The 5,773-nt window shown below is 49.5% G+C and carries 5 protein-coding genes and 1 pseudogene; all 6 read left to right on the top strand.

The genetic code is table 11. The features are described from left to right. Positions 1 to 301, top strand: a pseudogene (locus VU18_RS01315) (hypothetical protein); the annotation flags it as partial. Positions 302 to 775: 474 nt separating this feature from the next. Further along, positions 776 to 1,678, top strand: coding sequence for a glycine betaine ABC transporter substrate-binding protein (locus VU18_RS01310; RefSeq protein WP_014194799.1), 903 nt, complete (start codon positions 776 to 778; stop codon positions 1,676 to 1,678). Between the two features lie 16 nt (positions 1,679 to 1,694). Beyond that, on the top strand, positions 1,695 to 2,822 hold the full coding sequence (locus tag VU18_RS01305) for a betaine/proline/choline family ABC transporter ATP-binding protein (RefSeq protein ID WP_011229819.1): 1,128 nt from the start codon (positions 1,695 to 1,697) through the stop codon (positions 2,820 to 2,822). A gap of 254 nt (positions 2,823 to 3,076) precedes the next feature. Further along, positions 3,077 to 3,706 (top strand): ABC transporter permease, encoded by a 630-nt coding sequence (locus VU18_RS01300; RefSeq protein ID WP_011229818.1) that lies wholly within the window; start codon positions 3,077 to 3,079, stop codon positions 3,704 to 3,706. Between the two features lie 602 nt (positions 3,707 to 4,308). Continuing rightward, positions 4,309 to 4,998, top strand: a complete 690-nt coding sequence (locus VU18_RS01295; protein ID WP_008881431.1) for a lantibiotic protection ABC transporter ATP-binding protein — start codon at positions 4,309 to 4,311, stop codon at positions 4,996 to 4,998. 18 nt (positions 4,999 to 5,016) lie between these two features. After that, positions 5,017 to 5,763, top strand: a complete 747-nt coding sequence (locus VU18_RS01290) for a lantibiotic immunity ABC transporter MutE/EpiE family permease subunit (RefSeq protein WP_008881432.1) — start codon at positions 5,017 to 5,019, stop codon at positions 5,761 to 5,763. The last annotated feature ends 10 nt before the right edge of the window (positions 5,764 to 5,773 follow it).

Below are 5,773 nucleotides of genomic sequence, written 5' to 3'. Positions count from 1 at the left end.
AGTCGCCCAACTGAACGAACAGACGAACACGCTTGCACGGCGAATCGACCTGCTTGATGAGCGCACGAACGAAACGAAGGCGATCGTTGAAGCGCTCCGCCATGGGCAAGAAGTGCTGACCGCCAAATACGAGGCGATGGCGCACGACCTTCATCATATGAAAGGCGACCTCACCCGTATCACATCCATCCTTGAAGACAAAGTGCTGCCTGCCCTCGCCGAACATGAAGCGGGACTCTCTGTTTTAAACGCCCGCGTCTTCAAAACGGAAAGCGCCCTTCATCGCCTTGTTTATGCGTAACACGTTCCCCACAGAGAAATGTTCAACACCTATTCCCTTTTCACTAGGCAGCCGTGAGCTGCCTTTTTTGTTCGAGTGTTTATCGATTAGCCTTCACCTTGACCATTTGCCAAGGCGCCGGCCTTCTCGCGGCAAGTGGTAGCATCACCCCGCACTCTCGATGAACGGCGCGGGTCATGCCTGGCTGGCGCATCGATGGATGAACACGAGGCTTATGCAAACATCTCGAATTCGGAGCATCTAGGAGGATTCGCAAGCATTCCCGAGCATTTTTCAGGATCAAGGAGGAGAGAACGCTCATCGCCGCGAGAGCAAGCGAGAAGCAAACATATCGGCCGATACCAAATTTGCCAGCCGCACCCAAATTACGGTATCCTTTGTTTGTGACGCTTTTTCACCTCCCTCCGCGTCCTTTTGCTGCTTTTTTTATCCCCGTTCATTTGTATGATATCAGCTGAAAAAGAAGGAGGAATTGTGTTGCGAAAATGGATGATGACTTTGCTCGCTGTCGGGCTTGTATTTGGACTAGCGGCCTGCAGCGGAACGAGTGATGCGAAAGGAAAAATTGTTATCAGTGGGAAGAAGTTTACCGAGCAAGTTATTTTGACGCATTTACTGGCGGAGTATGTGAAGGCCAACACCGATTTGGACGTGGAAGTGAAGGACAGTCTAGGCGGCGCGTTTATGCTCCAGCAGGCCATTGAAAATGGCGATGTCGACATGTATGTCGAGTACACGGGGACAGGGTATTTAAACATTTTAAAACAGCCGTACGATCCTAAAAAGACGCCCGAACAAATTTACAACGAAACAAAGAAATTATATAAGGAAAAATACAACATCGCTTGGCTCAAACCACTCGGGTTTAACAACACCTACGCCTTGGCCATGCGCAGAGACTTGGCGGAAAAGCTCGGGGTAAAAACGTACTCCGATTTGGCGAAACATTCGTCTTCCCTCACCTTTGGGTCAGACGCCGAGTTTTTTGAGCGAAGCGACGGCTATGACGGGCTTGTTGATACGTACGGGTTTCAGTTCAAGAAAAAAGTGACGATCGACCCAGACTTGCAATACGAAGCAGCGAAAAATGGAGAGATTGACGTCATCACCGCCTACACGACCGATGCCCGGATAAAAAAATATGATTTGGTCGTATTGAAAGATGACAAACAGTACTTCCCGCCGTACCACGCCGTGCCGATCATCCGCCAGGAAGTGTTGGATGCCAACCCGGATCTCGAAGAAAAACTGAACAAGTTGGCCAACATTTTGACCGATGAAAAAATGATGGAACTAAACGGCGAAGTGAACTTGGAAGGAAAACGGCCGCGTGAAGTGGCGATTGACTTCTTAAAAGCGGAAGGACTGATCGACTAGAAAGCGAGGAATTTGGATGATTCGATTTGAAAACGTCACGAAACAGTATGAGGACGGCTTTGTCGCCTTAAAAAATATCAATCTTGAAATTCGCAAAGGCGAGCTTGTCGCCCTCATCGGGCCGAGCGGCTGCGGGAAAACGACGACAATGCGGATGATCAACCGCTTGATCGAGCCGACATCAGGCAAAGTGTACATCGATGGGCAAGACATTTCCCAGCTTGACCCGGTTGAGCTGCGGCGCAACATCGGCTACGTCATCCAGCAAATCGGGCTGTTTCCGCATATGACGATCGCAGAAAACATCGCACTTGTGCCGAAACTAAAAAAGTGGGAAAAACACGCCTATGAAAAACGGGTTGACGAATTGCTTGAGCTCGTCGGATTGGATCCAGCGACGTTCAAGCATCGCTATCCGTCGGAGCTCAGCGGCGGGCAACAGCAGCGCGTCGGCGTCGTTCGCGCGTTGGCCGCAGAACCGGATATCATTTTGATGGATGAGCCGTTCAGCGCTCTTGACCCGATCAGCCGCGAACAGCTGCAAGATGACATCGTCCGCTTGCAAGAGGAGATTCACAAAACGATCGTCTTTGTCACCCATGATATGGATGAAGCCATTAAAATCGCCGATCGGATTGCGCTCATGAAAGACGGGGAAATCGTCCAGTTTGCGACGCCGGACCAAATGCTTCGGCGGCCGGCGAACTCCTTTGTCCGCGAGTTTATTGGTGAAGACCGGTTGCGGATCCGCCATACGGCCGTGCCGACGGCGGAGGATTTAATGTCGGCTGACGTCGCGACGATCTCGCCGCGGCGCGGCTTGGCCGAAGCGTTCCGATTGATGAAAGCGAAAAAGGTCGACAGTTTGGTCGTCGTCGATAAAAAGCAGGTCTTTCTCGGCATCGTCACCTTAAAACAAATCGAACAGCGCTACCAAGAAGAACATTTATTAGTCGCCGACATCGCCGACTACGATGTGACGACGTTGTCGAAAGAAGCGGACGTCACCAACGTCGCCGCCCTGTTCCAAGACCCGGATGTGCGCATCATTCCGGTGTTGGACGGCGACCGGCTCGTCGGCGGGATCACGCGCTCGAGCATGATGCGCGCACTCGCGGAGTGGACGTTCCAGCAACATGCCTAATGCCAACGAAGACGGGCGAATGGGGGCTTGAAAAAACGATGCCGCCCCGTTTCTTGTCATCTAGCCAGAAACGTTGCCGCGGCCGTCGCCCCGCCTGAATCACACGTCTCATTTTGAAAAGACAAGGCCGCTCCAAGCGGGCTTGCCGATGGGATTCGTTCCGCTAGTGAACCAAAACCTTTTCAAGTTTTCGGTCTCAGCCCATGACCAAGCGGCAGCCACCCGCTGCCGCTTTTCCGCCAAGGAGGGATACGATGGAATTATTGCAGACGTTTATCGAACGAAAGAATGATATTTGGATCGCCTTTCAAGAACATGTGCTCTTATCCGCCATCGCTATGAGCATTGCGATCGTCATAGCCGTGCCGCTCGGTGTGGTGTTGACGCGGTATCGCAAACTCGCCGAGCCGATTATCGGCATTGCCGCCATCATCCAAACGATTCCGAGCTTGGCGTTGCTTGGGTTTATGCTGCCGATTTTCGGCATCGGCAAACTGCCGGCGATTATCGCCTTGACGCTTTATGCTCTATTGCCGATTTTGCGTAACACGTACACGGGCATTCTCGGCGTTGACCCGACGCTCGTTGACGCCGGACGAGGGATGGGGATGACATCGCGGCAAATTTTATGGATGGTCGAGCTTCCCCTCTCGCTTCCCGTCATTATGGCCGGCGTGCGCACCGCGACGGTGCTGACGATCGGCGTCGCCGCCTTAGCGACGTTTATCGGCGCCGGCGGGCTTGGCGACTTGATCGACCGCGGTCTGCGCATCGCCGACAAAAACTTAATTTTAGCCGGCGCCATCCCAGCCGCCATGTTGGCGATTGTGTTTGACTGGCTGCTGCGCAAAGTGGAAAAGAAAGTGACGCCCAAGGGGCTGTAATCAGCCCTTTGGCGCCACCCCAACAAGAATTTGAACACCACTCTCCCCTGCTTACTCGCCCCGGAGCGGGCGAGAATATTTATATAGATATAACCCCTGACGTTCGTATTAATCAAAATGAATGCTTGTCAATGATTATTTGAGTAAGGATACAAAACGGAGGAAGTTCAGTCCAGTTTTTGCTGCCATAAATAAGATTTGAAAATCATTGTGGGTTGGGTGATTCCCACCCCACAAATGATATGTTTTGTTCATTAGTCAACCGCCTCCCACTCCCTATGTACGAACTACAACATCCCCCTTGACCATTCTGTTTCCTCACCACATGTGACATCAGCTTAACCGCTCAAATCCATCGATATTTCCAATCATTTTCATTCACTGATCAATGAAGAACGCTGATCACGGCAACAGCAAACGATAAACCAAGGTACGAAGCCCAATCTGTAAAAAACATCATCCATGTGCTCATTTTCTTATAAAAACATTACATTGAGCCATTAATATGAAACACAGCACGGATATCGCCATCGCTCCTTTCGCTAATGCCAGCTAAAAGCAACATCACCACCCAATTTTCTATATATAGGAGGAGAATGAACATGGGAGAGTATATGTTAGAGACCCATCATGTAAGCAAAGCGTTTGGGAAACAACTCGTCGTAGATGATGTATCCATTAAAGTCAAGAAACAGACGGTTTATGGATTGCTCGGACCAAATGGAGCCGGAAAGTCAACCCTTTTAAAAATGCTGACAGGGCTTTTGCGTCCTACGAAAGGGGAAATCATGATCAACGGCCATCCTTGGAGCAGAAAAGACTTAAAAGATATCGGTGTGCTGATCGAATCCCCTGCTCTTTACGGCAATCTAACGGCTCATGAAAACTTGCTTGTTCACGCTAAATTGCTTCATTTGCCTGAGTCGCGGATCCAAGAAGTTTTGAACATCGTCGGCTTAGAAAATACAGGGAAAAAGAAAGCATCTCAATTTTCCCTCGGAATGAAACAGCGATTAGGAATTGCCAAAGCGCTTTTAAACCATCCAAAGCTGCTCATTCTCGACGAACCAACAAACGGCTTGGACCCATTAGGCATACAGGACTTGCGAAAACTCATTCAATCGTTTACCGAAAACGGGATCACCGTCATTCTATCGAGCCATATTTTGTCCGAAGTTAAGCAATTAGCCGATTATATTGGCATTATCCAAAACGGAAAACTCAGGTACGAAGGGAAAATAGACGAAAGCCAAGATCTCGAAAAACTCTTTGTCGATGTAGTGAACGAGTAATGAAGGAGGATGGAAATCATGCTCAATATGTTCGAGTCAGAACGTTTAAAATATAAGCGGACGTTTGCGAAAAAACTTGTATTCATCGCTCCGCTTTTCTTTGTCCTGTACGCCATCATCACCATGCCAACTATAAATTCCACACACAATTATTTTGAATATGCCGTATTTAATTGGTGGCCATTGATTTTTGTTCCGATTGGAACAGCCTTGATCGCTTCCTTGTCAACGGTAAGGGAGAAAAAGTCAGGAAACGATAAAGTGTTGCGTTGTCACGACATTAGCATCGTGCGTCTATGGTGGAGCAAAATCACCGTCATCGCCTATTACATGTTGCTCTCAACAATAGAGCTGATCATCTTACTTGTTTTATTGAAATGGCTTTTTCCCAACAGCCTCTCATCAGCTACGGTCGCCGTATTCGCCAGCTTGGTCATTTGGTTGACCTCTTTAGCCTATATCCCGATCGGATTATTTGTGGCCGAGCGGTTCGGGATGGTAGTCTCGATCATTGTCAGTGTCATTGGCCTCGCCTTAGGGGTAGTCATGGCCGCACAACCGTATTGGCTGTTCATCCCATGGAGCTGGGGAATGAGGATGATGTGCCCGATCGTCGGGGTTCATCCGAACGGTGTTCCTTTGGAAAAAGGGAGTCCGCTATTGGATCCTTCTGTCATTCCAATAGGCCTGGCGATCGCCCTTGTCATGTTTCTATTGTTATCTTTTTTAACCGCCGTTTGGTTTGCGCGAAAGGAAGTGTATTGACATGTCGTTT

Source organism: Geobacillus sp. ZGt-1, assembly GCF_001026865.1.
Taxonomy (GTDB): domain Bacteria; phylum Bacillota; class Bacilli; order Bacillales; family Anoxybacillaceae; genus Geobacillus; species Geobacillus thermoleovorans.
Note: the sequence above shows the minus strand (reverse complement) of the source record. Positions and strands in the feature narration are given on the sequence as shown.